Below are 24899 nucleotides of genomic sequence, written 5' to 3' on the forward strand. Positions count from 1 at the left end.
GAATAAGTTCTTGAAAGTTGCATTTCACCTTATTACACACGGCATATTGTACGATTATGAGTCCGCACTACCAGCTCTGAAATCGTAACCAAGTTTATATTTACTATAACACACCGACCTTTCGAAAAAAAGAAAATCGTAAGGTCTTTTAGTCGTGCGAAAATTTAGTTGTAGTTGGGAGGGGTACCCCTCCCAGCTACAACTAAATCAAAAAACAAAAGAAATTAAAGAATTACACTTGACTGGAGGTAAGAAATGAGGCTGTTACATTATTAGTTCATCACCATTATATCGCTATAAAATATATAGAAAATAACTCTACCTGGTTAGAATTGCAGGTTGAAAAAGATTGCATCAAAGTAAGTGAATTGGAATGTGAAATAGGACCTTCATGGAATAGCCTTATTTGCACAGAGGAAAAATACTTTAAAGGTGCTAAATTTGGATCCTTTCATGATATTACGATTTTAAAAGAACAGTTTGAGAATGAAGTGAAGGAAAAGACTCAAATGTTTATTGAAGAAATAAAGTGTATGAATCCAATGATAATAGAATCGAAATTTTTTAAGCGTATTTTTTATTATTCCGCTAAGATGCTTTAGTCGAGTAACCAAAAGAAAGGGGTATATCAAAAGCCATTTTACAATGACTTCTGATATACCCCAAATACCATTACTTATTGAGCAAGATATTCTTGGCCGTTAATTGTTACTTTAGAAGCGGAGATTAGCGTGTCTTTATTTGCTTCAAAATATGGGTCTAAAATTTTGTAAAATGCTTCCCATTTTTCTTGAGCTTTTTCAAAATCCCCTTTTTTATCAAGAGCTAATGCTTCTTCATAAAGTGGTTTTAATTGCTTTTTATCCGCTTCATTGACTTCAAATTCGAAGTCAGACATGTATTCTTCAAATGGTACTGGTTTGATGAACTCGCTAATAATTTGATCGAATTCACCCCATAGTTTTTCAGACAACTCCGTATTTTCCTCTTTATCTGCTTTTAGAATATTTTCATAGATCGTTTTTAGTTTGGCTAAAGTTTCGGTAGGGATATCTAATTCCCAGCCTTCCATGAACTCTTCAAAAGTTTGTGGTGGATATAGTACATCTAAATATGGTTGGAGAATTTTATAAAATTCATCCATTTTTTCAGTAGCTTTTACTTCATCACCGTTTTTATAAAGCTTTATCCATTCTGCATAAATAGCTTTAAGCTGTGTAATATCGTTTTCTTTAATAACGATATTGTTCTCTTTAAACCCGAAATCTTCTATATACTCTTCAAAAGTTTGAGGCTGCCAATTAGCCAAAATATAAGGTTTTGCAATTTTATACATTTCTTCGTGAATTTTTTCTATTTCTTCATATTTCTTTTCGATTTCTTCATCAGTCGCCTCTTTTCCTATTTCAGCGGACACTTCTTTTTCTAACTTCTTGATGTCATTAAACATTTTTTCTAATTTTGTTAAATCTTCTTTAGTTACTTCTTTAGGCAATTCTTTTTTAAAAACTTCAAACGTATAGAAGTCTGAATAACTCTCTACAACACTACCTTCTACAGAAATTTCCTGTCCTTCTACTAAGTTCATTTTTTCTAGCTGTTCGGCAGAAAATTTATAGAAACTGATAAAGTAATTTTTACCATCATTTCCTTTAAGGTTCATTCCATCGCCGTAGATGTCTTTAATTTTTCCTGTAATTTTGTGTTCAAGTTGAACAGTAATACTACTACTATCTGTTGTTTTTACTTCTTCAGCTCCTGCTGAAAGTGGTGTCAGAACAGCCATTCCTAATGTTAGTGCAGATGCAAGCATCCAAGTTCTTTTAATCGGTTTATTCATATTTATTTCTCCTTTTATTTTTATAATTGGTTGTTACCAATAATTAGACGATTTACCATTTGAAAAAGTTCAACGTTTTAGAAAAAAAGTTGAAAAATAAAAAAGGTGAGTGGATGAAAAGACATATTTTATGATTGGTGCTTTAATAGTTGTAGAACAAAAAAGCTTAAGCATTCTAATTTAAGTACAGACTTCATCATTAAGTCTGAGACATGACGAAATTCAGGCATTCATTGTAGAGACTTTATATTTGACAGGTGGTGTGAACATGGGAGTCGCTGAAGTATTAACAATTGTCTTGGTAGTGTTAAAGCTTACAGGTGTTATTGCATGGTCTTGGTGGTTAGTGCTATTACCAGCAATCATTTCTTTCAGTATTTACCTATTAATTTTCGTGATAAAGCTAATAACGGTCATAATTGCTGCGGTAGCCGTGAAAAAACGTAAAGAGGTGTAGTGAAAGGGGATCAAGGACATTGATTAAAGCGGTAATATTTGATTTAGATGGAACATTGTTAGATCGTGATCGTTCTGTACGTGTATTCATTGACCAACAGTACGAGCGATTAAAGCCACATCTGTCACATATTTTAAAGGAGACGTATGTTCATCGCTTTATTGAGTTAGATAATGGAGGTTACGTATGGAAAGACACAGTTTATAAGCAAATGGTTGAAGAATTTTCTATTGAGCTTTCTCCAGAAGCATTGTTAGAAGATTATTTACAACAATTTAAACATCACAGTGTTCCATTTGAAAACTTGCATAGTATGTTACACAATTTGAAAAAGCAAGGCTTCAAACTTGGCATTATTACAAATGGTTATGGGCAATTTCAATTAGACAATATACGGGCATTAGGGATTGAAGATCATTTTGACGTGATTCTTATTTCTGAATGGGAAGACATCAAAAAGCCGAATGCTGAAATATTTCATCGAGCACTATCCAAACTAGGGGTGTCAGCAAACGAAAGTATGTACATAGGGGATCATCCTTTCAATGATGTGGAAGCGGCTAAAAAAGTAGGAATGGTGGCTATTTGGAAAAGAAATGATGGATGGCAAAGTGTTGAAGCGGATTACATCATTGATCATTTAATAGAAATTCAAGACTATATTAAATCATTGAATGGATGTTAAACGTGGAACATAAACAGAATGAGGAAATGAGTATTGAAGAATTGAAAGCGGTGTTCTTTAAAATGCAGAAGGGTTTGAAACCTAAAATATCCAACAGGAGCAGACGGTGCCATCGTGTTTCGGCGGGCGCAGACATAGCCTCGCAGAGCCCGTGCCAAATGCAATTTGGATTTAGAAGTATAATATGAAATCAGGCGTGTTGATTAGGGAAAAGTAGGTTTATTATTGAGCGATAAAAGGATTTTTTGTTGCGATTTTGCTAATACTTCACATTTTAACTGATTGTAGCGTAGGGCTACTCGACTCCCGCAGGAAAGCGAGTAACCCGTAGCGGAAATCAGAGCATTTAATTAATCAGTGTGGATAAAAGTGGTTAATCAACACGCTTGATATGAAATATTGACTAGTAAACTATTTGATATAGGCGGTAGATTTAGTGAAAAAGCTTGTAATTACATATGAAATTTTTATGATTGTTTTAATCCTTATCTCAGTAGTCCTGGCACTCATGTTTGATAAACGATTTGTGATTTTTCAACAAACTATTTGGCTCATCTTCGTAGTGGATTACATTGTTCGTTTTGCACGAGCAGAAAATAAGTGGCACTATGTTAAGAAACATCCTTTAGAGTTAGTAGCTTTAATCCCTTTCGATTCCCTTTTAAGAGCAGCTAGACTCGTCCGTATATTTAAAGTTCTTCAATTGCTTGGCATTAGTTCACGTTATTTAAAACCTTTTTATGCGGTGTTAAGAACGAATGGATTAGACACAGCTTTTAAGTTTGGTGTCGCCATGTTATTTCTCATACCAATACCAATTGCTATAGTTGAACCCGCGATTGAAACCTACGCTGAGGCGTTGTGGTGGGGTTTGATTACAATTACTACTGTTGGCTACGGAGATATTGCGCCTGTTACCGTATTAGGTCGATTAATGGCTGCTGTATTACTAATGGTAGGGATTGGGATTGTCGGTATATTCACATCTGCAATGACTAATTATTTTAGTAATAAACCTAAAGATTCTCGAGATAAGCAAGTTTTGAAAGTAATTCAGTCAATTGATGAGATTGAAGACATAACAAAAGAGGATATTGAGTTTATCCAGTTATTCTTGAAAAGGAAATTATGACTATATGCAAATGAGTTAGCCATCTGAAGCGCCTACTCTTTATTTAACAGAGGTTTGTTTTCAGAAATCCATTAATTCACCTTTTAACGTTTTTTGGGTCACCTGGTTGTATGCTTATTTTAATAATATGTATCATTGTCTTTTTTCTTCTTAAAGATTACTTTGGAATGTGAAAAACGATTTGTTATATGTACATAGACTTTAGTTAGAAATTAAAAAAGAAACAAGAATCAGTATGCAGTATTATACATGCTGCATCTGATGATCTAGCCGAAAAACACTCTCGAATCAACCATGTATAAAATTCTGTATACACAATAATTCAGTTTCGTTCTTAATTGTACCTATATCATATTCCGTACTATTTTCGTCTTTGGAAAAATATGTTTCTGTCAATGAAGGATTATTTAATTTGGATACAACAAGTGCTGTTAAAGATGGCGTTAGTTTAGAGCTATTAGAAGGTCAGTAAAGATATTTCGATTCTCTAAATTTAGAAATCACTAATTTAGATTCTAATTCAGATATTTACCTAATAATTTATCTTTATTTGCTAATTGTAATGGAGTAACAACAAGCTCAACAACAAATTGGTGGGGGAAAAGTAGGAAACTTAATTCATGTGATGCTAATAAATTTGCAGCTGATTTAGCTAGTGTAGCAGTAGGTGGTGGTAGTGCTGCTCTTTTAGCAGTTTGGGTTCCAGGAATGGGATGGGCAAGTATAATTGCAGCAGGATATGCTGGTCTATTTTCATCACGTGTTTATGCAAACAATTCATATAGTACTGGAGTAATATGTAATCTTACTTGGGCAATGATTTTTGATGTGGAACCACAATAAAAAATAGCAAAATAAAAAATACTGTATATAATCTCCTTTTTAAGATAATATACAGTATTTTTATATAGCGCTACTTAATATACTAGGGATAATTATTTTTGTTTTAATACTAAATCACCTCTTTATGGAATTAAGTTTTCTGATTGATCTTTACATCGTAAGATAAACTTCGTAATTAACAATTTATTAGTACTAGATTGTTAATTACTAAACTCTTTTAGAATAAAGAATCATTGTTCCTGGAATAGTCAGGGCCATGATACAAAATAGAACACTAAGTGCTTGTGTCGAGCTAAGCGTTAAAGGTCCTAAGGAACTTGTTAGTAAAAAAAGAACGCTGATCGTACCGAATAAAACGAAATAATTAACTGTCATTGCTTTTCCAATAATTTCTTTTGCACGTTCATCCTTAGGGAAAATATGTGGTGAAAGGTATGCTAGCATTAGCTGATTTAACCCCAAAGCTAGGAGTATAATATAATTAGGAAATTCTCCCTTGAATATAGCCTCATAATTTAAAAAAATCCCCATTCCAGTTGCAAAAAGTCCAGAAGTTAAAAATGATATTTGATTTTTCTTTGCATCAGACATAAAGTTCATTCCTCCTGATAAATAAATATCTCTTCAATTCTACAATTAAATATACGAGCTAGTTCAAATGCTAATATGATAGATGGGTTGTAGCGTTCTTTTTCGAGTGAAATAATTGTTTGTCTTGATACATTAAGTAGTTCAGCCAATTTATCTTGAGTTAAATCATGCTTAGCGCGTAAATTCTTTATATTATTCTTCAAACTTTGCCCTCCAGAAAGTAAAGTAAACTTAACTTTACGTAAAGCTTACTTTACTTTTTGGAGGTCGTCAAGTACAAAAAGCACTCAAGAATCCATCTATCATAGATGAATTTTAGAAACATTAAAAAGTACAATCTTCGTCATTTTCATACCATTCCCGATCATGGGGTCCCGTCAGATTAATACGGATAACGTTACAGAAATATACACGATTTTATGCAAAGTGAAGAACAAACCAAACAAGTAAAAATACTGCTACATCAACCGTTTACGCCACCTGTATAAAAGACGTATAAACAATGTTCATAAGAAAATCCACGAAACGTTGATTTAACAACATTTGTGGATTTTTGGTGTATGTCCAAACTTGCGTTTGGGAACGTTTTTTAGTTTTATTTTTTATACTTTATACAATGGTAAAAATCAGTTTATAGAGCTTGGGGTTTCTAACTAATTCCACCATTTTCATGTGTGATAATTTTATTCTCTACAAAAAAAATAAATCCACGAGTCCATAACTCGTGGATTTTTTACTCTTATCGAGAGTAAGCTACGAACGCAATATACGAATTCTTTGTAACCATCTGTCCCGATTGCGAATTACTATTACTATCTGTATAAGGCATTTGAGTAAATCGTGTTTCCACCCTCGCTCCACCTGAAGATGGAGCGATGTTTGAAATGTTACCAAGATTTGATTTGGGAACGTTTAATTTATATATTATACATACTTGAGTGTCTTAGTAGTTTCTTTAACAAAATCCATAAATGCTTTCTCTTCTTCAACAAATGGATTGTGATTCGATTGTTCGAAGATTGTTAATTCAGACGTAGGAATGAGGTCAGTAATTTCATGACTAAATTCAATCGGACACTGTGCATCATATTTTCCGCCAAATACATAAGTATCCACTTGAATTGTTGGAAGGTCTTTTCGTAAATCCAATGATTTTACTGCCACTTTTCTAAAATAGTCCAAAGCTTTACCAATTGTGCGACCACTACTTGGCAATGTAAGTGCATGCTTTAATTTTTCCTCACTTACAAAGGACATCATTGCCCATTCAAAAGATAATTTACTTCGTTCTTCTTGTATTGTATTTGGATTATTCAATGCTTCCATAATTTCAATCATTCGATTGAAATTCGTATTTTCAGGACAGTAAACACTATTTGGATGACTTGCGTAAGCTTTACTTGCTGCACTGCAACCACAGATACATTTTGTTAGAGATTGTTGCTTTAATACAGCATATTGCAATGCAAGCATGCCACCTGTTGAATGCCCTGCAAAAGCCCATTTAGGAATATGTAATTCTTCACGAATCGCTTCTAAATCTAAAATAATTTCTTCTAAATTCATCTGTTCATCCGTTTCAATGACAGATGAATTGCCTGCACCTCGGACATTAATTAAAAATACTTGATAATGTTCTGTGAATGGATTAGCAAACCAATTGCCTTTTTCATTAAAAGCCATGTAATAGTGTGTAATAGCAAGTGGCTCGCCATTTCCCCTTACAAAATATTCGAAAGTTCCTCTTGGTGTTTCAATTAATTTTTGTTCCCACATATTTGACACATCCTATTTTCTATAATTTGTAATATTCTAACAAATACAATTATACTCTTTTGGATTGCTCAATAGGAAAAGAAACATTCCCAAAACGTCACCTTTGGGTACATTTCTTTGTAGAGTCACCAAAGTCTCATTAGGGAACATAACAATCATTAGCAGCCAAAATAACCCCTCATTCAATTGAATGGGGGGTATTCCCTAACTTCCATTTGGGAACGTTATTTAGGTTTATTTTGCATATCTTATAAATCATTAATGTACTTATGTCGTAGTGAATTTAAAGTCATATTATATATCACTTGTATATTTTTCTGGTAATAGCTCCATTACGTTACATTTTACTAATTCACCTTTGTAAGAAATAATTACATTGATATCTTTTCCATAATCACTTATTAATTCACGACACATTCCACAAGGAGCTACTACCCAGCATTTTTCAATATCTTCGTGTGGATGTGGATGAGCGACAGCTACAATCGTTTCAAACTCGTGGTCACCCTCTGATATCGACTTTCCAATAGCCATTGCTTCACCACATACCGTTATTCTGCCTACATTCGCTTCAACGTGTACAGCTGAAAATATGTTTCCCGAAGTTGTTCTAATAGCCGACCCGATGTGATGACGTCCATATCTATAATTTTTCTCTATTACTTTTTCTGCTTCTTTAATCAATTCATAATCTTTATTTTCTAAAGGCTTAACTTTCAACATAAAATCTCCCTCCCAATATAATTAATTATACAATATTTGGTAGGTTATATCTTATGATTAAAAAAACCTTCCCAAAGCGAGGTTTGGGAAGGTTTGAAGTGCTTGTTGCACTAAACATCCATTTCTAAATTTCGGTTCTTTTTGAAAGTTTCTTTTTAATAACAAAGTAAGTTACTACACCTAAGCAAATGTATATAATCAACATATAACTTCCCAATAACATTGAGTCCTTAAATCCAGTGGTTAGCGAATATATACTTAGTAATATATAGATTGTTAAAAATACATATCCCTTCTTTCTACTTTTCACAAAGACGGAAGTAAAAATAGCCAATATTAAACTGACAGATATTAAATGACTTAAAATGAGCATTATATACATCAAAATATTAAACTCCATTAATTATCCCCCAATCATCTACAAATAAAAGCAATTCCCTATTTTCAGCAAACCTGCTGCGTTAATTGGATTATAACCTTCCCAAACCCTCGTTTTGAAAGCTTTCCTTGTAAGGTCACCTAAGTCTTATTTGGGACCGTTTTTAAGTATATATGTGTATATTTTATTCGACAATTTTTGCTTGGCTATTTAATTTAGAAGAGCGAATAAAATTTACTGTGTACTTTACTAAAAATATGCTTAATACTCCGCCTGAAATATTAAATAACAAATAGATAATATCTGTATAAGTAAAGCTACTTATAGTAAAACCAGTCCACCCAAGTAAAAGACGAGCTAAATCCATCACTAAACAGCTTAAAATGACCATTGAAATGGCTTTCTTATTACTTTTTAAATTGAATAAAAGGAATAAATAAATGCCTAATGGTACAAATAAAATGACGTTATAAACCATAGCTGAGTAGCTCCACATAGAAATCTTAAAGTTCATTGTATCGAATATTCCAAACCAATCATTCGTTGAAATAAAAGTTCTACTATTATCTGATGAATTTTGAGGAAGTGTAAATCCACCAAATTTAATTTGAATAAGGCTGATTAAGTAAAAAATAAAGCTATACAGAATAACTCGTTTCTTATTGCTTTTTTCTGCTTTTCTAAAATAATCAAGAAAGATATCAATAAAAATATATACCAGCAAAATTAAGAATGCTACGGGAACAATATTGTAAAGAATATATGTTGAATCCACATTTAACCCCTCCCACCGTTTATAATATTTTATAGCCACTATTAATTTTACTTAATTTACCACCATAAAACAAATTAATTCATTATATTAATCAAAGTACAAAACAAGTTACCAAAGAATGGATTTGATCCATCGCTTCCCTTACATCTGCAATAGATGCTTATCATGTTCGCTCAGAATACCATAGTCTGCCGCGCGACCCATTTGAAAAAGAAGAGTCCGAACGTGCTGAGAACGAATTAGAGAATGGTTCAAAAGAAGATGAAAAAGAAAAATTTGTATCGACGGTGGATACGAGGGGCATGGGGTGGTAAATTCCTACTTTTTCCAATAGGATTGATGAATGGAAAAGTGGAGATGAACCCTTCGTTGGCAATCTAGTAGAAGAAGTGATTCAACAGATGGCGCACCAAAAGATTATCGCTGAAATGAAAGAAGGTTCTATTATGATTACGCCAGAAAGAATCGACATTTTATTACAGATGGTAGAAGAAAACAAAGATAAATATGAACGTCATGAAACGTATATAGATATATTAAAACGTTGGAAAAAGGGTGATTTTTCAATAGTTGAACATGATCATAATGTTTTGATGCGTATGCAAGGGGGGAAACGGCCTGAAGGTGCAGCGATAGGTATTGCTTCAGAAGAACAAGAGAAAGACTATATATTCCAAGTCTTCGCTAAAGAGGTAGATGAAGTTTTTGGAACGACAGAAAAACGGAATTAACTTATGTTATTTTGCTATTTGAAGTTTTTGTTAAATCATCAATGTATACAATGCAGAATAAATAGTCCGAGAATACATCAAAAAAACATCTGTTGCCCCAAGCGGCTCATCGGGCGACCCCAGGAAGCTTTGCTCTATGCGAAAGCGAACCGACAGCACTTGGTCGGAACGGAAATCAACCCCCGCGTTTTGCCATAGAGTCATACTTTATTTAATAAGACACCCCAATTGAACATGAAAAACAGCTGATAAACATATTTCAGCTGTTTTTTGAGTATGTAAGATAGTAAAGCATTTTTATTAAAACCAATACAATATCTTATAATTTCAAGCTACTTTAACCAATTTAATCATTTACTAGTTTGATATGTTTTAACTGCAGGAGGGACATATGCAGCACATTGATCCAAAAGCGCTGTAACGTCTTCATCGACAAGCAATGCGTTACGATATTGGGGTTGTAAAAATTGTTCGCCTTGCATATGGTCAAATAACCCAATAAGTAAATCGTAATAATGATTAATATTTAAAAGACCACATGGCTTTTGCAGAAGGCCAATTTGATTCCATGTGAATACTTCGAAAAATTCTTCTAACGTACCAGGTCCACCCGGTAAAGCGATAAAGCCATCAGCTAGTTCCATCATTTTGCTTTTGCGTTCATGCATTGAATTAACGACAATAAGCTCTGTTAAATGTTTATGTGAAATTTCTCGTTCCTCTAGCAAAGTAGGGATCACGCCAATCACTTTACCGCCTTCACGAAGAACTGTGTCTGCAACTGTACCCATCACACCTACACTAGCTCCACCATAAATTAAGGTAATATTACGTTTAGCTAATTCTTTTCCTAGAAGAATAGCCCCTTCTTTATATGCCTCAGAAGCACCGATGCTCGATCCGCAAAACACTGCAATACTATTCATCATCTTTCCTCCATAACTAATTATTTTCTTATATAGTATAATTTAATTTTAAAAGGAAAGAAATGGAGGAAGATGAAATGGAATTAAATGAATTTCAAAAATGGGTGAAAGATTACTATGATACACGTGGTTGGTCTGATTTAAGTATATTTACGCGTATAGGCTTTCTTGCTGAAGAAACAGGGGAAGTCGCAAGAGCTATACGAGCATTAGAAATTGGGAGAGATCGACCAGATGAAAAGGTTAATTCTTATGAAGAAAATAAGCAAGAATTAGTAGAGGAGCTGGGAGACGTTCTAGGGAATATTATTGTGATAGCCAATAAATATGATATTTCACTTGAAGAAATTTTCACAGCTCATCAGGAAAAGCTAATGGCTCGTTATAAAGCGTAAAAATCTGTATAGAAAGGGGATTCATATGGATTATCAAATTGAGGTTTTATTAGAAAATCACGATGACTTTACTACGTTTTTAAATACAAAGTTAAAAGAGTACAATGACGAACATTCACCGTATCATAAAGAAAGTAGACAAAAAGGTTCTGTACGTCCTTTAAACTTAATCGTCACAGATCACCAACAACAATGGATTGGTGGTATCACTGCTGAGGTTTATTGGGGATGGGTGGAAATCAACAAGTTTTGGTTTACTAAAGAATACCGTGGAAAAGGAATTGGTGGACAGCTACTAGCGAAAGCTGAAGAAACAGCTAAGCAAATGGGAGCTACAAAGGCACTGTTAACTACATATGAATTTCAAGCACGTACGTTTTATGAAGTGAGGGGCTACCAGGTTGTAGGAGAAATAAAAGATTATCCTCCAGGAAGTAGCTATTACACAATGATAAAACATTTAGTTTAAGGGTAAAGGGCTGTCACATTCTTTCGTTATGACAGCCTTCTGTTTTATTAATTTATATCTCCTAAATAGATGGGCGTTGCTTGACCGCTATCATACTGCTGGAGATACTTTTTTAATTCTTTTGGGTAAAGTCGATAATTAGATAAATCCTCAATCGTTACCCATTCTAGTCCTATTTGATGACTATCAGGATTTGTTGGCTGAAAGTTCGTGTCATTTCCCTGTGATAACTGACAAACAAAATAAAATTCCGCTTGATGAGCATCAAAATCGAAAGCTGCATGCTCATGATTTTTCCCAATATATTCCCGAATGAACAGTAGATCTCCGATTTCAACCGAGCAACCAATCTCTTCGATACATTCTCTTTTTAAAGCAGTGTGAAAAGTTTCTCCATGTTCCTGACCACCTCCAGGAAAAAGATAAAAGTAGCCTTCAGTGTCTTTATTTTTTGTCAGTAAAATTTTATTTTCTTCTACAATTACAGCTTTAATGGAATTCCTAATATGCATGTATATCTCTCCTAAATTAGATTATGTAATGAAAATATATGGCTTAAAGATGACTAAAAAAACGCCCGAATGTCAAACTTATAGAAAAGGGGAGATTTAGTGTGTACTCTATGTCAAATTTTAAATTACTCGTTGAAAAGCAGGCTGAAATTGATACTATTTATCAAAATTGCGATACATTAATACAAAATAATGTAACGCCAAAATTAGATGCTGAAGTCAATACATTTCTTGATAGTATAAATAAAAAATTAACAGAACAAGGTTTTACAATAACTGTAACATCTACGGGACTAATTGCCAATTATAATGAAGCTGTTATTAATGTTGATAAGTCTTCGAAAAATCTAGAAGAATGTTTTTTCATTAATTTAAATAATTACGTGGAGGATCAAGTTTCCATTAAGCTCGACATTTCGGATTCAATGCTGCCGAAAATATCTAATAATCTTGATGGCTATTCTGATATGATCGAGCAAATGACCGATACGTTGAAACAAGCAAAAAGTCTCGAAAAAGCCTGTACTTCACCAAAGTTTATTTATAAAACCAAAAATAATATCGTGTTAAATTCTGCGGACGAGGCCGTCAATTACTATTTTCAGTAAAAAGGAAGCGCTAATGATTATTTGGATTGGAGGCTGGGCGACTACCTTGGGTTCATTTGACACCTAAGGAAAGCGGTCAGCCAGAACGGAAATCAATCTCACGTTTTGGTATTGAGTAAAAATTTTCTGGAAATTCCACTTGAATAGAATAATCGATACATATAAAATGGAAACAAATGTTCTTTTGAGGAGGAATAAATAAATTGAATACATATAATCCATTACAGTTAGTGTTATTTGATGCAAATGATATTCCAGGATTAATAGCCCTTTCTGACTCTGTCGGGTGGGATTACGATGAATTCGAAATAACAACGGTTATGTTGTCAGGTAAAATATTTGGTCACAAAAATGCTGAGGGAAAAATTGTATCAAGTGCGGCCATTACTACATATGAAAGAAATTTAGCTTCAATTGGCATGGTCATAGTTCATGAGAATTATAGAGGACTCGGTCTAGGTAAATTAGCTACTCAAAAATGTATCGACAGTGTTTCAGAACATACAGCAATTATGCTCGTTGCGACCAAAGATGGTGAGCCTTTATATAAGAAAATGGGCTTTACCACTGTAGACTATATTCATAAACATCTTGCCGACAATTATAGTAGGGCAAAAAACTTTGCTTCTCACGAGTGGTCACTTGAAGATTTTCAAGAGCCTGATTTTGCTGCCATCGTTAATCTGGATGCAGCAGCCTTTGGAGATCAAAGAAGTAATTTCCTAAAGAACAGAATTCAACAATCACAGCGTTGTATCGTTGTGAAAGACCATCAGGCAAATATTATAGGCTTTGGCATGTCTATTGCAGGGCCAATCAATCTAATTTTAGGTCCTATTGTGGCGCCAGATTCACAAACGGCTACCTATATTTTAGATGCTTTAGCGAAAGACCATCATGGAAAATTAAGAATGGATGTACCATCTGGACATGCTGAATTCACTAAATTTTTAGAGCAAAGTGGCTTTAAAAAGGCAAATATACCTCCAGTTATGATTCTTCATGCTGAAAAAATGCCAGCAAGAAATAATACGCTATTCGCCATAGCAGCGCAAATCTTTGGCTAAAACCCTATGAGGGCATCATTCTATTGGATGTGCTCTTTTTTTATTTTTTAAAGGGTTTTAATGGAAATATAGAGAAATAGAAAGTAAAGGGGGAGAATTGAATGTTTCCTAATTTAGAGACAGAAAGACTTATTTTAAGAGAGCTTACACAGGATGATGCAGAGAGCATTTTTATTATGGACAAGAGCCATTCCTAGAAATACAGCAAGCGGAAAATCTAGTAAAATTATTTTCAAAGAACTTTGCTGAAAAAAGAGGAATAAGATGGGGAATTGAAAGAAAAGGAACGAATGATATAATCGGAACAATTGGCTTTAACGCTTGGTCACCTCTATATAAACGAGCAGAAATCGGTTATGAAATTCATCCTGATTATTGGAGAAAAGGATATACGTTAGAAGCGGTTACCGAAATTGTAACTTATGGCTTTGAGCACATGGGACTGACTCGTATAGGGGCTGTTGTCTTTATAGAAAATGAAGCCTCAAATAAATTACTAACTAAAATTGGTTTTCAAAAGGAAGGGATTCTGAGAGATTATATGTATCAAAATGGTCAAGCGCACGATACTTTTGTCTATTCATTTTTACAAAGAGATATGGAAGGTGCATTTTCTCGATAATAAATCCTACGGAAATATATTCTTGTATAGCTTTAAATTGGATAATAGATGCTAACTAAGACCCGGTTTTGTATTTGCTTTTTTCGGTTATAGTACTAGTAAAAGCATGTATTTTATAGTGGTGAAAAAGTAAAATGTAAGGGGCTTTGAGTATGGAAATACACTATAGTACAGCTTATTTTGAAAAGTTGGATTTACTAGAAATTCTATATGCAAGGCAGGCAGCGTTAAAAGAAGCTATACCAATGGACAATCTCAGCAAAAGTCAATTGGAGCGCTTTGAACAAATGGAAGCGGCAATTTCTAAGTTAAATCAGGAAATTCGAATTCTTGAGCTAAACATTATCCAATCCGTAGATACTGCTGAAAATGAGGAAGAAAAATGAATTTAATAAGATTAACTCATGCAAAAATAATTAATTGCATGAGTTTTTTTGTTAAGAATTTATGTACTTATTCTATTACACATTCAAAAACGATAGAAAACTCGGTGGGAAAATCGGAATGAAACCGTTTTTATTATCTATTTTTTGAACAATATGGATTCAATTGATCTCTATTTAAACACCTTTAAAACAGCATTCTAAGTAGTATAATTAGTAAAGTTTTCGTTTTATTTGAGGAGAAATAAATGATTTTATTGTATCTAAATATAAGTTCTAGGTCTAAGTGCCTGTAAAAAAATAATAATAACGGGGTAGCTTTTATGTCTAATCCTTTATTCTTATATAAAAGTAGTTTTTTCGCTTAATTAAAACAAGCTTTTTAAGCTTTAATAATTATTGTTAGGTGTTATTAGTAGTGTTAGAGTAAATAAAGAATTAAAACCGTCTTTTCCTTCTGCACAAAGGGAAAGACGGTTTTAATTCTTGTCATTCTATCACTGGTAGCTTTTGCTTCATCGACGTTAAAAAAATCTTGTGATATAAGGAGAACTTATATGTTAGAAAAATCAATAAAAATATTTGCAACTTCGGCTATTTTAACAACTGCACTATTTACACCTATCATGACAAATCATTCAGTTGTTCATGCTGAAACAGCTGCTACGCAAACCACAGCTCAATATGAACAAAGAGAATTTGATCTTCCAGGTACAGGGAGCTATGGGGAGGAAGCAAAAAGAGAAAGAAGAGGACAGCAAAAAACATTTACTCCAACTGGAATCTATGTAAAACCAAATGAACAAGTTACAATTGAAGTATCAGGATCACAACCAATTAGAGCTATTATTGGTACACATGGATACGATAAAGAATGGGGTAAAGAATTTACACTTGTTCCCGGCTCTAATACCATTTCCTCTCCGAATGGTGGTTTATTAGGATTTGATAACTATCAAAATACAGGAACAATTCACGTGAAAGTAACACAAGGTGGAAGCCCTGTTCCATTATTTGAATTAGGGAAGCATACGAAAGAAGACTGGATTGCTATGATGAATGCATACCCTGATGCACATGCCGTCCAACTAAAATCAGAGAAAGCAGTACTTACTGTTACTCAGGCTAGTGCTAGAAAATATATCGTAGATCAAGACCCTGTTCCCTTACTAGAGAAATATGATGAAATGATTCGAGCACAAGATAAGATATCAGGATTATCTGAAACAGACGCTAATCCTTTACATCGACCAACTCGCCGCCTTTGGGCTTTTGTAGAAAACCCTAACAAATCAGATTGGGGAATGTATGCATCTCTTGATGGAGGCTTTTTTACTACTGCTGGGAACGCAATCGAAAGTGCTTTGAATGTAAATAAGTTTGGATGGGGACAGATGCATGAAGCAGGACACGCAAGACAACAACACCCGTGGAAGTGGAATGACCTTAGAGGTATGGGTGAAGTAACGGTTAATCTATATTCTTTAGCTGCACAAAAGCAATTATTCCCGAATGAACCAACACGTTTAGAAAAAGAAGGGGATTATGAAAGAGCCTTTCAATACTTAAAACAAACAGATAAAGATTATAAAAATATTGATGACTTGTTTGTGAAGCTTGTGATGATTTGGCAACTTCATTTAGCATATGGTGATGATTTTTATCCGAATCTTCATAAAATATATCGTGAATTACCCGAAAATCAACTTCCAAAAACGGATGAAGAGAAAATACAAGCATTTATTTATAACACATCCAAAGTAGCAAAACAAAATTTGCTTCCGTTTTTTGATCAATGGGGACTTAAAGCATCGGCAGAAACTAGACAGAATATAGAAGCTTTACATTATCCAACAGTAACTGCACCTATTTGGGAAGCGACGGATACTAGACATATTTCGTTAAACACATTATCTAAAGAAAACATGAAGGTAATTGCAAGTAGTGAAGAATTAGGTGTGGAACCTGCAACGAATGCGATTGATGGAAGAACTAGTACGATTTGGCATAGTAAATGGAGCGAGCAAAACAAATATCCGTTCTATTTAACAATTGATCTTGGCAATACTCGTACGATTACACAACTAGCATATGTTCCAAGGCAATCTGGACCTGCAAATGGTCGTATTCTTAACTACAACATTTACACAAGTACAGATGGTGTTAATTATCAAAAAGCAACTTCTGGAACATGGGAAAATAGCACGAAACAACAATTTGCAACATTTGATCCCGTATCTGCTAAATATGTGAAATTAGAGGTAGTAAACGGAATAAATGGATACGCCTCAGCAGCAGAAGTAGATATTTTAGGCTATTAATTTATCATAAAACGAAATAGACGTTATCCTTTCTATAGAGTTAATTGTTTGTGTGATTAAAGGGGTTGCTTATTTATTGTACGGGTAACCCAAAGGCTATCAACTTTTTAAATTATATACATTTAAACAAAAAACCAGGACTCACTTTACAAATGAGTACCTGGTTATTTTGTGCTTACTAAGGTCTATATGTTGATTAAAGCGCCATTTCTTTTTGAGTGAATAGGGAACCTGCTGCTAAAAATACCATAGCTGCTACGTTAATGACAAGGGCAACAATATTTAAAAAGTCATTTGTCGGCATAAATACAATAATCAGTGATGTTACTGCGACAAATAAGGGAATTACTTTATTGATGTTTGTGACTAATTGTAGCTTGTGGTAATGTCTTAGGATGAAATAAATACCTATTAAGATTGGTGCCGTTAGGAATACGCCTAAATATCCCCATGCATCTTCAATAAACCAAGGGAAAATGGGCATACGTGAAGTAAAGATAAAAAGATTTAATAGGATTGTTCCTACTAATAGGCTGTTTAAAATAATGACTTTCTTGTTTTTTTTCATGTTAATTGCTCCTTTAAAATTTAAATAGTATAAACGTTCTTTTTTCGTGGTCTCATTCCAAAATAATTTCCCCCAAATGTTTTTCCTTTTTGACCTCGTGACCTAATACGTTTCGACCAATCAAAAGATGTTCTTTTTTCAACATAACCAGTGTCTTTATAGAACAGTATCTAATTGTTTTTGAGAATATCTTCTTTCAAGATGAATAAGTCGAACATTCTTAAAAATCAAATCTTTATTCAAATAACATTATCCTTATCAATAAAGGTTACTTATAGTGTAATTTTACACTGAAAGTTACCTTTATGTAAAGAGTTATTATAACGGTAAATAATCACATTTATTAACGGTTGTTTATGTTTCGGTAGTGGTATTTCTTGGGAAGCACTTTATTTTGCAGCTTTTTATGCATATGAAAAACTAAAACCATTAGAGTGATTTATATCAATAAGGATAGCTTATTGAAAATTATAATTAACATTAATTTTACTTATGTTCCATAATAGGTGTAAAATGTAGATAACAAAAATATCCATAAAGAAAAGAGTGATAAAGATGGGAATTGATTTTCACAATAAGGGCAATCAAACTTCTTATACAACTCGACATGCTGACAACTCATGGATGGAAACCTTGAAAGAACTTGTCACGATCACAAATATTTCTAAGGCTGCAGATATAGGCTGTGGTGGAGGAATTTATTTAAAAGCACTAGCAGATATAGGTATACCATCTGTAATAGGCGTGGATTTTTCGGAGGCCATGCTCGTAGGGGCAAAAGAAAATTGTAAAGACTATCATAATATTACGTTCAAACAAGGGAATGCGTTGGATACAGGCTTAGAGAATGACAGCTTTCAGTTATTACTTGAACGAGCTTTAATTCATCATATCCAAGATTTAAAAACTTGTTTTCAAGAGGCCTATCGAATTTTGGAGGATAAAGGGGTCTACATTATCCAAGACCGTACACCAGAAGATTGTTTATTAAAAGGTGATGACTGCCATATAAGAGGTTATTTCTTTGAACGTTTTCCAAAATTAAAAGAACAAGAAATTAAACGCAGACATAGTAGCGACCGAGTAGTTGAAACACTGAAGGAAATAGGATTTAGCGAGATTAAAGAAGTAAAACTATGGGAAACCAGGGAAGTGTATGAACAGAAAGAGCAATTATTAAAAGATTTAAAGGAAAGAACAGGAAGAAGCATTTTACATGAATTAGACGATGAAGAATTAAATGCATTAGTGACTTATATGGATAAGTCAATTTCAATAGAAAGTACTATAGTTGAAAAAGACAGATGGACCATTTGGAAAGCGGTAAAATGATTAATTGTTTTCCGAAAATGAAGGTTCTATTTCAATTTTTGGTAGATTCAATCCGTCGCTACAGAGATTCAATCCATCACCTCCGTACTGTTAACGGACTGTTTAACTTAATCTAAAAAGCTCTCGTTCTGATTATCACACGAGAGCTTTATCTTCATTTATTCGCCTGATAGAGCTAAAAGGTATTTGTCCCGATCCGCTTCCTCCTGCATTTTATTGTCAACCAGCATGGCACCGTACCGCACATTAGTCATGTCACGGTCAACTAAAAATTGAACATTCACCTTTTCCGTTTTTTTATTAACGGGACAATCACCTTTAAATTCCACTACATCTTGTCCTTTTTGTGTTTCAAAATACACCCAATACGGATTTTCACAAGCACTTGCAAAGCCCGATTCTATAGTTTTACTACTATTTTCAAATGAATAGTTTTTAACATATGTAATATATTCATTATCTGTAATGTCCTTTTGTGGACCGTAAAAATACCAAAATACCCCTAAAATACCGATTGGCACAATCCACAGTATAGTTCTTTTGCTTAATTTCCCCATATTTGCAGCCCCCTTTAATAGTATATTTTATCATCTTTATACTAATTATTGCTAGCTTACAATAATATTTTCTGTTTAATGATTTTATCTTGTCGTGAATGGAAGGGGAGAATATGAAGAAGGTAGTCGTATTATAAAGATTTAGCAAGAATAAATTTGATTTAGTTCGAAATGAATGGTTTCAACTTTTCTCAGAGATTTTTTGAAGGAATTGTAAAGGGAATGTTTAAAAGGTTAAGTATTTATAGGAAACTTTCATTTGCTGGGTAACTTAATTACAATAGAACTAAGGATCAGTACATTTTTGGTGAAGAGCCTTTAAGGTTAAAGTATATTGTGGAATACAAAGAGGTGTTATGATGAAATCTTATACACAATTTGAACGAAGAAAATACATACTTGATGAGCTAGATCAATACAATCGAGTGATGGTCAACGATTTAGCAAAAGTACTAAATGTCACGACAGAAACCATCCGAAGAGATTTAGATTTGTTGCATAAAGAAGGCAAGCTAACGAAAATACACGGTGGAGCTCTAAAGAAAAACGATCATACCGTGGAATTATTTTTTAATAAACGTCGCAATGAAAACATTGATAAAAAACGTAGTATAGCAATGGCAGCAAGTAAATTAGTAGAGGATAATGATATTATTGCCATTGAAGTTGGCACAACGACGATGCAAATATTGGACTATCTATATGACAAAAAAAACCTCACTATTTTGACAAACTCTATACCTGCTGCGAATAAAATTATAGAGCTAAAGGAACAGTATGAGTCATTTGATTGCAAACTGATAGTAGCCGGTGGAATGTTAAATACAAATTCATTAGCATTATCTGGTGATATGACATTAAACTTACTTGATCATTTTACGGTGAATAAATTATTTGCTTCTTGTGATGGAATTTCATTGGAAAAGGAATTAACATGCACGTATATTGAGGACGCTCAAATATTTAATCGATTAAAGAAAAATGCAAGACAAGTTGTCATGATGGTCGATGAATCAAAATTCAACTTAATGAAGTTTTATAAAAGTGGGAGTTTTGATGATATCGATCTATTATTTACGAATGCTAAGCTCGATGCAGAATGGCAAAGAGCTTTAATAGCAAAAGGTGTTGAAATAATAACCGTTTAGAGGAAAAGAATATCCAACTGCCAAGAACCGAATTTACTTCACGATATCGATATTGTAATAAATTGCAAAGGGAAGGGCGAAACAGTCGGGGGCACACACCAATTAGATGGGAACAAGGTTGACGAAGTCGAATAGTTTCATCTATTAAATTGCCAATCAGGTTAGTTATATAACATTTATTGATTTAAAAGAGCTGAAAAAATAAGCAAAAAAGGACCGAAGCTGGTTCTTTTTTGCTTATTAAAAGGATACAAAATCACCTTTTTATATATATATATGAAATCCTAAGAATAGGATGAAATTAGAATTGTTAGTTTAAGATTGTTACCTTTAATTTTTTTACTCCGAAATTGATTGCATCTTGTTGAGAAGGGAAAAAGACATCGATTCGATTTCCTTTAATGGCTCCGCCAGTATCTCCTGCAATTGCTTCACCATAGCCTTCAACATAAACTTTACTACCAAGTGGGATTACAGTAGGGTCAACTGAGATGACCTTTGCATTTGGGTTTGTTTTAAGGTTAATTCCAGTAGCGGTAATACCGGTACATCCCTCACATGAAGCCGTATAGGCTGAAGCTTCCACTGTAATCTCCTTTGCAGCAGTATTACTTGTTGCTGGAGCAGTTGCTTCCGGAGTATGCCCCTTTGCAGCAGTATTACTTGTTGCTGGAGCAGTTGCTTCCGGAGTATGCCCCTTTGCAGCAGTATTACTTGTTGCTGGAGCAGTTGCTTCCGGTATATGATCCTTTGCAGCAGTATTACTTGTTGCTGGAGCGATTGCTTCCGGTGTATGATCCTTTGCAGCAGTATTGCTTGTTGATGGAGCAGTTGCTTCAGGTGTACGATCCTTTGAAGTTGTTTTATTTGTTGATGGTGGGGCTGCTGAAGTTGTAGTTCCCTTTGCTTCATTTGCTGCAGGCATTATTGGTTTTTCAGTGACAGCCGTCTTACTAGTTTTCAAACCATCAAAGATGAATAGTTTTAAACCTGGATGAATGAAATCAGTCTGTAATTGGTTCCATTCTTTAATTTGCGAAACTGTTACTTGATGATCTAGGGCGATGTCCCATAATGTATCACCTTGTTTAACGGTATATTGTTGTGCAATGGTTAGGACATCCCCTGGGTGAATAAGGTCGGTAGTAAGATGATTCAACGTTTGGATATTTTCTACAGAAGTATTATGTGCACGTGATAAATCCCAAAGGGTATCTCCTTTTTGTACGGTAATCGTTGCAGCTTGAGCATTAGCACTTAAAGTTGCCGAGAGCATTGCAACTGGTACAATTGATATAATTTTTTTAAGCATTTTTTTATCCTCCATGTTCTTGGTTGCTAATCTAAAATAATCGTAACATAGATTTTTCTGAGAAAAAGAACAAGGAGATGTTAATTCGTTTACGTCCATGTCAATTATATTGCAATAATATTGCTACTATTACTAAGAAAGTATTATTATTTTTTGAGTCGCTTTCAATATCAAAAATTATTATAGCTACTAGAAAAAAATCAATATGTTTCTTTGGGAGTGAAATGTCCTTTGTCTTTTAACTTATTGTCAAAAAATTCAAGAATGAGTTCGTTTGTCTTTTCAATACTGTAATATTGATCAATGTCGGCCCTTCCGCCTTGAAGAATATTTGCAAGTATAGGAGAGAAAAGTGGTAAATCGGTTAAGCTTAAATGTTTTGCCCCTTTTAAATGAGTAGTATATGCATCTTTGAAGTGTTCGTTATTGAGTTTGTTCGCTACGTAAGTAGAGTTGCTTTCGAGTTGTTCCCAAACATCGTCAGAATAAATGTTAAGAAGTGGGATTGTAAAGTCTTCGTTTCGCGCTACAAAATCATCTATTTCTCTATTATAAATAAGCTCACTAAAGAACGGTGCGTCAATATTTACAACTGCATCTACATCATCACGTTCTTTACCGATCCAAACACTTGCAGCACCGCCCATTGAATGCCCGAACACACCAATTTTCTCTGTATCGATATGTTGATAAATGGGGTCATTGTCACTTTTGGCTTTTGTAAGTATAGTATCAATGACAAAATTCATATCGTCTGTTCGAAGTTTCATCCATTTTTGAATGAGTCCATAAACTTCTTCCTTCGTGTAAATGCCTTCTTTATTAGAATTGCTGATTTCACTGTTATAATCAGTATTGATTAAAGCCTTCGTTCCATCATTTGAAACGGTATAAAAAGAGTGATAAGGATGATCGATTGAAGCGACTACATAACCGTGACTTGCGAGTTCAGTATAGGTAGACGTATTACTTGCCTTAATACCAGTTGCTCCATGTGAGAACACCAATAGAGGGTATGTTTCATCTGCGTTTTTTGGATACCAAAACTCCACATTAACAAATCTGTTGTCCCCCTTATCAGTAAATTGCTCAATACGATTCTTGTCAATATATGTGTAAGTAGCGGTTGCGACTTGAAATTGACCAGTCACTTTTGGTGATTTATGCTGTGGAAAAACAATTGCAGGTGTAAATGCAAATACCAATGCCAATATCGTAATCATGGTTTTCCACATAATAGATGAAGTTTTGTATTGTTGGTTATTTGTTTTGTTACGGATAAGAGAAATCGTTCCCTGTACTGCCAAAATGAAAAGTACTATTGTAGGCATTACCCAGCGGAAATTCCACACAATCACCGATGAAAGTGTGAGTATTACAAAGGCTATAAACATAGCAATCCTCATCCAACTCTTCATTTTTTTGTGATTTTGTTTCGTTATAACACAGTAGATTGCAAAAGTAATCTCGAAAATCAAAGTGATCAATAATAATAAAATTCCCATAGTAGTTACTCCTTTTTTTCGATTCATTTTTATTGAACTCATCATATGTAATCGCTGAAAGGAAGTATATAGAAAAACGGTAAGTTGTATCCACGAGCGACTAAGTTGTAAAAAAGGGGCAGGGACATAAAAATATTTCAATGCAAAATCAAAAAAATTTACATCAGAAAAGCGCAAGAAATCAACGTTGCTAAATTGATTTCTCGCGCTTTTTAAGGTTTTGATCAGTTATGTTCTAGCCTCATAATATACTGCTTCCAGATAACTGCTGCTTTATGATTTTATTGACTACTCAAATGCGTCTTTCTTAAATGCTTTTAGTTTTTCGTTGATTTTTTTTGCTTCTTTTTTATCCTTTTGCCATGACAGTAAACGAACTAGGAGATAGATTACGGCAATTTGTAAGGCCAAAATGATGCAATCTAATACACTATTCACAATACCAAAAATACTACTAAGGGTAATCAATAGAATCTCTAAAGTGAAAAAGTGTATGGCCATTCTTATCCGCATTTGCTTCTCGCTTATAGCATTAGGAGAATACAAAATAAATCCAATTGAGGCGCTTAAAAATGAAAATGCCATAATGATATAAATCGAATTCAAATCAAAGGACATATCGGGATAAAACATTTGTCGCAAAATAGTAATGATCATGATGATGGATGCGAAGATAATCAAGAAATCTTTAACAATCTTCTGTACAAATGCGCTAGTTCTCATTTTTATCCCTCCTTTTATAATCCAAGCATATTTTTAAGGACTGGCACATACTGTCTTGATACAACAGCCCGTTCCCCATTATCAAGTACCGCTTCAAATCGGCCACTTATGGACGGATTAATAGAAGAAATTTTGGCTATGTTCAAAATTGTTGATTTGGATGCACGAAAACAGTTCTTTCCCTGTAATAATTCCTCAAGCTCATAAAGCTTTTGTTTTACCTCAAAAACGTTTTCCTTGCAGTAAAGAAAAACCTTTCCATCAACTGCCTCGAAATAATAGATAGCACTAAGCTTAATACGGTGAACTCTATCATTTTGATAGCCGAGTACAATGAGGTTTTCAGTTTTCAGCCTATTTACGATTTCGTATATTTCGTCATTCACTTCATGACATCTGATGAGGATTTCTTCTTTCATTTCTTTGCTTATTTCTTCTATTCTAATTTTCATATTATCACCTGCGAAAATTCAAATTATTTCAGGTCGACTAAGGGTTTTTGTTTTTCATTGTTTTCAA

26 protein-coding genes and 1 pseudogene are annotated in these 24899 nt (G+C 33.8%); 13 read left to right on the forward strand and 14 right to left on the reverse strand.

What is annotated here, in order from left to right; translation table 11 throughout:
- Positions 1–676 precede the first annotated feature (676 nt).
- Positions 677–1840, reverse strand: a complete 1164-nt coding sequence (locus BFJ97_RS19120; RefSeq protein ID WP_068986244.1) for a hypothetical protein — start codon at positions 1838–1840, stop codon at positions 677–679.
- Positions 1841–2108: 268 nt separating this feature from the next.
- Here BFJ97_RS19120 and BFJ97_RS19125 point away from each other — a divergent pair, with 268 nt between their 5' ends.
- The 3 genes from BFJ97_RS19125 to BFJ97_RS19140 all read left to right on the forward strand — a co-directional run bounded on the left by BFJ97_RS19125 (position 2109) and on the right by BFJ97_RS19140 (position 4114).
- On the forward strand, positions 2109–2297 hold the full coding sequence (locus tag BFJ97_RS19125; RefSeq protein ID WP_068986245.1) for a transmembrane Fragile-X-F protein: 189 nt from the start codon (positions 2109–2111) through the stop codon (positions 2295–2297).
- 19 nt (positions 2298–2316) lie between these two features.
- On the forward strand, positions 2317–2982 hold the full coding sequence (locus BFJ97_RS19130; protein ID WP_068986246.1) for an HAD family hydrolase: 666 nt from the start codon (positions 2317–2319) through the stop codon (positions 2980–2982).
- Positions 2983–3418: 436 nt separating this feature from the next.
- Complete coding sequence (locus BFJ97_RS19140) at positions 3419–4114, forward strand: potassium channel family protein (protein ID WP_068986248.1); 696 nt, start codon at positions 3419–3421, stop codon at positions 4112–4114.
- A 1050-nt stretch (positions 4115–5164) separates the two neighbouring features.
- Here the strand turns inward: BFJ97_RS19140 and BFJ97_RS19145 are convergent.
- The 5 genes from BFJ97_RS19145 to BFJ97_RS19170 form a co-directional block, all read right to left on the reverse strand.
- Positions 5165–5548 carry a hypothetical protein gene (locus BFJ97_RS19145; RefSeq protein WP_068986249.1) on the reverse strand — a complete coding sequence of 128 codons (384 nt, stop codon included), beginning with the start codon at positions 5546–5548 and terminating at the stop codon, positions 5165–5167.
- A 5-nt stretch (positions 5549–5553) separates the two neighbouring features.
- Entirely contained in the window at positions 5554–5751 is a 198-nt protein-coding gene (locus tag BFJ97_RS19150) for a helix-turn-helix transcriptional regulator (RefSeq protein ID WP_068986250.1), read from the reverse strand.
- Between the two features lie 721 nt (positions 5752–6472).
- Positions 6473–7324, reverse strand: a complete 852-nt coding sequence (locus BFJ97_RS19155; protein WP_068986251.1) for an alpha/beta fold hydrolase — start codon at positions 7322–7324, stop codon at positions 6473–6475.
- Positions 7325–7618: 294 nt separating this feature from the next.
- Positions 7619–8047, reverse strand: a complete 429-nt coding sequence (locus BFJ97_RS19160; protein WP_068986252.1) for a cytidine deaminase — start codon at positions 8045–8047, stop codon at positions 7619–7621.
- A gap of 563 nt (positions 8048–8610) precedes the next feature.
- On the reverse strand, positions 8611–9201 hold the full coding sequence (locus BFJ97_RS19170; RefSeq protein ID WP_068986254.1) for a hypothetical protein: 591 nt from the start codon (positions 9199–9201) through the stop codon (positions 8611–8613).
- A gap of 401 nt (positions 9202–9602) precedes the next feature.
- On the opposite strand from BFJ97_RS19170, the gene BFJ97_RS19175 reads away from it, so the two are divergent.
- Complete coding sequence (locus BFJ97_RS19175; protein WP_068986255.1) at positions 9603–9932, forward strand: DUF6241 domain-containing protein; 330 nt, start codon at positions 9603–9605, stop codon at positions 9930–9932.
- A 350-nt stretch (positions 9933–10282) separates the two neighbouring features.
- Here BFJ97_RS19175 and BFJ97_RS19180 read toward each other — a convergent pair whose 3' ends face one another.
- Positions 10283–10858, reverse strand: coding sequence for a TIGR00730 family Rossman fold protein (locus tag BFJ97_RS19180; RefSeq protein ID WP_068986256.1), 576 nt, complete (start codon positions 10856–10858; stop codon positions 10283–10285).
- A gap of 77 nt (positions 10859–10935) precedes the next feature.
- Here BFJ97_RS19180 and BFJ97_RS19185 point away from each other — a divergent pair, with 77 nt between their 5' ends.
- Together BFJ97_RS19185 and BFJ97_RS19190 are read left to right on the forward strand one after the other, a co-directional pair.
- Positions 10936–11253 (forward strand): MazG nucleotide pyrophosphohydrolase domain-containing protein, encoded by a 318-nt coding sequence (locus tag BFJ97_RS19185; RefSeq protein WP_068986257.1) that lies wholly within the window; start codon positions 10936–10938, stop codon positions 11251–11253.
- A 25-nt stretch (positions 11254–11278) separates the two neighbouring features.
- Positions 11279–11722, forward strand: coding sequence for a GNAT family N-acetyltransferase (locus BFJ97_RS19190; RefSeq protein WP_068986258.1), 444 nt, complete (start codon positions 11279–11281; stop codon positions 11720–11722).
- Between the two features lie 47 nt (positions 11723–11769).
- On the opposite strand, the gene BFJ97_RS19195 is transcribed toward BFJ97_RS19190, so the two are convergent.
- Positions 11770–12234, reverse strand: a complete 465-nt coding sequence (locus BFJ97_RS19195; protein WP_068986259.1) for an NUDIX domain-containing protein — start codon at positions 12232–12234, stop codon at positions 11770–11772.
- A gap of 110 nt (positions 12235–12344) precedes the next feature.
- Here BFJ97_RS19195 and BFJ97_RS19200 point away from each other — a divergent pair, with 110 nt between their 5' ends.
- The 5 genes and pseudogenes from BFJ97_RS19200 to BFJ97_RS19220 all read left to right on the forward strand — a co-directional run bounded on the left by BFJ97_RS19200 (position 12345) and on the right by BFJ97_RS19220 (position 17235).
- Positions 12345–12842 carry a hypothetical protein gene (locus BFJ97_RS19200; RefSeq protein WP_175401815.1) on the forward strand — a complete coding sequence of 166 codons (498 nt, stop codon included), beginning with the start codon at positions 12345–12347 and terminating at the stop codon, positions 12840–12842.
- Between the two features lie 203 nt (positions 12843–13045).
- Entirely contained in the window at positions 13046–13909 is an 864-nt protein-coding gene (locus BFJ97_RS19205) for a GNAT family N-acetyltransferase (protein ID WP_254660208.1), read from the forward strand.
- A gap of 101 nt (positions 13910–14010) precedes the next feature.
- Positions 14011–14531, forward strand: a pseudogene (locus BFJ97_RS19210) (GNAT family N-acetyltransferase).
- A gap of 152 nt (positions 14532–14683) precedes the next feature.
- Positions 14684–14917, forward strand: coding sequence for a hypothetical protein (locus BFJ97_RS19215; RefSeq protein WP_068986262.1), 234 nt, complete (start codon positions 14684–14686; stop codon positions 14915–14917).
- A gap of 554 nt (positions 14918–15471) precedes the next feature.
- Positions 15472–17235 carry a M60 family metallopeptidase gene (locus tag BFJ97_RS19220; protein WP_068986263.1) on the forward strand — a complete coding sequence of 588 codons (1764 nt, stop codon included), beginning with the start codon at positions 15472–15474 and terminating at the stop codon, positions 17233–17235.
- A 196-nt stretch (positions 17236–17431) separates the two neighbouring features.
- Here the strand turns inward: BFJ97_RS19220 and BFJ97_RS19225 are convergent, their stop codons facing one another.
- Positions 17432–17803, reverse strand: a complete 372-nt coding sequence (locus tag BFJ97_RS19225) for a hypothetical protein (protein ID WP_068986264.1) — start codon at positions 17801–17803, stop codon at positions 17432–17434.
- A gap of 555 nt (positions 17804–18358) precedes the next feature.
- Between BFJ97_RS19225 and BFJ97_RS19230 the strand changes: the two genes are divergently transcribed.
- Entirely contained in the window at positions 18359–19135 is a 777-nt protein-coding gene (locus BFJ97_RS19230) for a class I SAM-dependent methyltransferase (protein WP_068986265.1), read from the forward strand.
- Positions 19136–19293: 158 nt separating this feature from the next.
- On the opposite strand, the gene BFJ97_RS19235 is transcribed toward BFJ97_RS19230, so the two are convergent.
- Positions 19294–19692: a glucosamine 6-phosphate synthetase gene (locus BFJ97_RS19235; protein WP_068986266.1), complete on the reverse strand. Its 399-nt coding sequence runs from the start codon at positions 19690–19692 to the stop codon at positions 19294–19296.
- Positions 19693–20051: 359 nt separating this feature from the next.
- Between BFJ97_RS19235 and BFJ97_RS19240 the strand changes: the two genes are divergently transcribed.
- On the forward strand, positions 20052–20840 hold the full coding sequence (locus tag BFJ97_RS19240; protein WP_068986267.1) for a DeoR/GlpR family DNA-binding transcription regulator: 789 nt from the start codon (positions 20052–20054) through the stop codon (positions 20838–20840).
- 310 nt (positions 20841–21150) lie between these two features.
- On the opposite strand, the gene BFJ97_RS19245 is transcribed toward BFJ97_RS19240, so the two are convergent.
- The 4 genes from BFJ97_RS19245 to BFJ97_RS19260 form a co-directional block, all read right to left on the reverse strand.
- Positions 21151–22152 carry a LysM peptidoglycan-binding and 3D domain-containing protein gene (locus BFJ97_RS19245; RefSeq protein WP_068986268.1) on the reverse strand — a complete coding sequence of 334 codons (1002 nt, stop codon included), beginning with the start codon at positions 22150–22152 and terminating at the stop codon, positions 21151–21153.
- Between the two features lie 200 nt (positions 22153–22352).
- Complete coding sequence (locus BFJ97_RS19250) at positions 22353–23657, reverse strand: alpha/beta hydrolase family protein (protein WP_068986269.1); 1305 nt, start codon at positions 23655–23657, stop codon at positions 22353–22355.
- Positions 23658–23945: 288 nt separating this feature from the next.
- Complete coding sequence (locus tag BFJ97_RS19255) at positions 23946–24380, reverse strand: DUF3021 family protein (RefSeq protein ID WP_068986270.1); 435 nt, start codon at positions 24378–24380, stop codon at positions 23946–23948.
- Between the two features lie 14 nt (positions 24381–24394).
- Positions 24395–24832: a LytTR family DNA-binding domain-containing protein gene (locus BFJ97_RS19260; RefSeq protein WP_068986271.1), complete on the reverse strand. Its 438-nt coding sequence runs from the start codon at positions 24830–24832 to the stop codon at positions 24395–24397.
- Between the last annotated feature and the right edge of the window lie 67 nt (positions 24833–24899).

The sequence above is a fragment of the Lysinibacillus xylanilyticus genome (genome assembly GCF_001708185.1).
GTDB lineage: Bacteria > Bacillota > Bacilli > Bacillales_A > Planococcaceae > Lysinibacillus > Lysinibacillus xylanilyticus_A.

Coding starts and splice junctions, on each gene's coding strand:
- BFJ97_RS19120 (WP_068986244.1), bottom strand. CDS start 1,840: ATGAATAAACCGATTAAAAGAACTTGGATGCTTGCATCTGCACTAACA.
- BFJ97_RS19125 (WP_068986245.1), top strand. CDS start 2,109: ATGGGAGTCGCTGAAGTATTAACAATTGTCTTGGTAGTGTTAAAGCTT.
- BFJ97_RS19145 (WP_068986249.1), bottom strand. CDS start 5,548: ATGTCTGATGCAAAGAAAAATCAAATATCATTTTTAACTTCTGGACTT.
- BFJ97_RS19155 (WP_068986251.1), bottom strand. CDS start 7,324: ATGTGGGAACAAAAATTAATTGAAACACCAAGAGGAACTTTCGAATAT.
- BFJ97_RS19160 (WP_068986252.1), bottom strand. CDS start 8,047: ATGTTGAAAGTTAAGCCTTTAGAAAATAAAGATTATGAATTGATTAAA.
- BFJ97_RS19175 (WP_068986255.1), top strand. CDS start 9,603: ATGGCGCACCAAAAGATTATCGCTGAAATGAAAGAAGGTTCTATTATG.
- BFJ97_RS19180 (WP_068986256.1), bottom strand. CDS start 10,858: ATGAATAGTATTGCAGTGTTTTGCGGATCGAGCATCGGTGCTTCTGAG.
- BFJ97_RS19185 (WP_068986257.1), top strand. CDS start 10,936: ATGGAATTAAATGAATTTCAAAAATGGGTGAAAGATTACTATGATACA.
- BFJ97_RS19190 (WP_068986258.1), top strand. CDS start 11,279: ATGGATTATCAAATTGAGGTTTTATTAGAAAATCACGATGACTTTACT.
- BFJ97_RS19195 (WP_068986259.1), bottom strand. CDS start 12,234: ATGCATATTAGGAATTCCATTAAAGCTGTAATTGTAGAAGAAAATAAA.
- BFJ97_RS19200 (WP_175401815.1), top strand. CDS start 12,345: ATGTCAAATTTTAAATTACTCGTTGAAAAGCAGGCTGAAATTGATACT.
- BFJ97_RS19215 (WP_068986262.1), top strand. CDS start 14,684: ATGGAAATACACTATAGTACAGCTTATTTTGAAAAGTTGGATTTACTA.
- BFJ97_RS19220 (WP_068986263.1), top strand. CDS start 15,472: ATGTTAGAAAAATCAATAAAAATATTTGCAACTTCGGCTATTTTAACA.
- BFJ97_RS19225 (WP_068986264.1), bottom strand. CDS start 17,803: ATGAAAAAAAACAAGAAAGTCATTATTTTAAACAGCCTATTAGTAGGA.
- BFJ97_RS19230 (WP_068986265.1), top strand. CDS start 18,359: ATGGGAATTGATTTTCACAATAAGGGCAATCAAACTTCTTATACAACT.
- BFJ97_RS19235 (WP_068986266.1), bottom strand. CDS start 19,692: ATGGGGAAATTAAGCAAAAGAACTATACTGTGGATTGTGCCAATCGGT.
- BFJ97_RS19240 (WP_068986267.1), top strand. CDS start 20,052: ATGAAATCTTATACACAATTTGAACGAAGAAAATACATACTTGATGAG.
- BFJ97_RS19245 (WP_068986268.1), bottom strand. CDS start 22,152: ATGCTTAAAAAAATTATATCAATTGTACCAGTTGCAATGCTCTCGGCA.
- BFJ97_RS19250 (WP_068986269.1), bottom strand. CDS start 23,657: ATGGGAATTTTATTATTATTGATCACTTTGATTTTCGAGATTACTTTT.
- BFJ97_RS19255 (WP_068986270.1), bottom strand. CDS start 24,380: ATGAGAACTAGCGCATTTGTACAGAAGATTGTTAAAGATTTCTTGATT.
- BFJ97_RS19260 (WP_068986271.1), bottom strand. CDS start 24,832: ATGAAAATTAGAATAGAAGAAATAAGCAAAGAAATGAAAGAAGAAATC.